The organism is Pseudoxanthomonas sp. LjRoot204_2, from assembly GCF_056175765.1.
On sequence record NZ_JBGFFG010000537.1, the window covers coordinates 1 to 2,005 of the forward strand.

At 70.3% G+C, this 2,005-nt stretch carries 2 protein-coding genes; one reads left to right on the forward strand and one right to left on the reverse strand.

All coding sequences use genetic code 11. The features are described from left to right. The coding region (locus tag AC04L7_RS17600) for a GGDEF domain-containing protein (protein ID WP_475513555.1) at positions 1-493 on the forward strand (493 nt) is incomplete at its 5' end. A gap of 16 nt (positions 494-509) precedes the next feature. Here AC04L7_RS17600 and AC04L7_RS17605 read toward each other — a convergent pair. Beyond that, the gene (locus tag AC04L7_RS17605) at positions 510-1,769 is read right to left on the reverse strand and encodes an amidohydrolase family protein (RefSeq protein ID WP_475513556.1); all 1,260 of its coding nucleotides are present in this window, start codon (positions 1,767-1,769) and stop codon (positions 510-512) included. Positions 1,770-2,005 lie beyond the last annotated feature (236 nt).

The window sequence follows — 2,005 nt, forward strand, 5'->3', positions numbered from 1 at the left end:
CCGTCTCGACTGGGCTTTGATCGCACGGCAGCGCGAACAGATCCCCGTATCGCTGCTCTTCATCGACCTGGACCATTTCAAGCAGGTCAACGACCGCCACGGCCATGCGCTGGGCGACGCGTGCCTGCGTGCCGTGGCGCGTGCGGTCAGCGAACAGTTCCAGTACGGCGACCAGCTCGGTCGACTCGGCGGCGAGGAGTTCGTGCTGGTGCTGTCGGGCGCAGGCCTGCAGGCCGCGACGCGCATCGGCGAACAGGTCGCGACGCGCATCCGCCACGACTGCGCCACGGTGGAAGGCGTCGACGTCGCGCTGACGGCGAGCCTGGGCGTCGCGCAGGCCCGCGATGGCGATACCGTGGCATCGCTTATCGCCCGTGCCGATCACGCCATGTATGTCGCGAAGCGGGCCGGCGGCGACCAGGTGATGGACGAACGCGCCGTGGGCCTGCCCGCACACGGCACGCGGGCACCCGAAGGCGCCCGCGTGGAGTGATCTCGCCCGCGGCGCGCTACTTCGCGTAGGCGCGCGGCAGCGGACCCGGTTGCTGCAGGTAACGGTCGCGCAGGTCGGTCTGGCGCGACCGCATCGGCATCGCGCGTCCGCCCAGCCATACCTGGGTCGCCGTGCTCGACACATCCAGCGGATCGCCGCTCCACAGCACCAGGTCCGCCAGCTTGCCGGGTGCGATGCTGCCCAGGCGGTCGCCCACCCCGAAGCTTTCCGCCGGTACGCRCGTCAGGCCCGCCAGGCCCTCTTCCCACGGCAGGCCATTGGCCACCGCGTTGCCGGCGAGCTGGCGGTTCTTGCGCGCGTTATGGGATTCGCCCACCTGGGAGAACCCCACCTCGACGCCCGCTGCCGACAGTCGCGCTGCATTCTCCAGCGATGCACCGATCTGGTCGAAGTCCGCCGGCAGGTCGGCCAGTGCATCCACGAACACCGGCACCTTCGCCTGCGCCAGCGGCTGCGCCAGCTTCCACGCTTCGGCACCGCCCGCGATGGCCAGGCGCACGTTCTCGCGCTGCGCCCAGCGCAGCAGCTGGCGGATATCCGCCGCGCGGTTCACCTGCACCACGATGCGGCCGTTGCCGGCGAGGTAACGCGCCAGCGTCGCGCGGCCGGCGGGCGTGAGCAGCGCGTGCGGCGAATCCACCGGCACGCGGCCGCGCGCCTCGGCCACCATCTGGTCGAGCAGCATCCACTGCGCCGCGCGCGACTTGCCGCTCAGGTCGGCGGCGCCGCCTCCGCCCAGCCGGATGAACAACGCACGCGGGCCGACCGGGTCCGCGCTGCCATCCAGCCGCATCACGCCGCCCTGGCCTGCGATGAACGAGCCACCGGTCGATGCACCCAGCAGGGTGAAGCCGATGCCTTCCACGCGCGCCACCGGAATCACCACCGATGCCGGGTTGTACGCCAGCGTGACGTCGAACTCGGGACGCATCGGCTGGTCTTCCAGCGTCACCGCCGAATCCGCAGTCGCCGATTCTCCCGACACTTCCTCCACACCGATCTCGGTAATGCCGCCGAACAACGCCGGCGTCAGCGGCCGGCCATTCGCCTCCACCACCGTCGCGTCGGCCGGCGTCGCAAGCCCGCTGCCGACTGCCTGTACCACGCCGTTGCGGACCAGCACGTCCGCGTTCTTCAGCGTGCCCTGCGCACCGGCGGTATGCACGGTGGCGTTGCGGATGAGGACATCCTGGGCGAGCGCTGCGAAGGACGTGGACGCCAGCGCTATCGCGACGACAAGCGATTTCACCGTCATCCCGGCGAAGGCCGGGACCCAGCGTCTCTTGCTGCAAGTGTCGCGGAGCCCATCGAACGTTGCTGGGTCCCGGCCTGCGCCGGGATGACGGGAGGAGAGATCGTTGATGCGCTTCATGGCAGCACCTCCTGGCCCAGCATGAAGTCGGACACCGGTTGCCGGCTGCGGTCGTTGCGGTCGTAGATGCGGGCGCCGTCGATGTAGACCTGCTCGGCTTTCGCGTACACGCTGAAGGG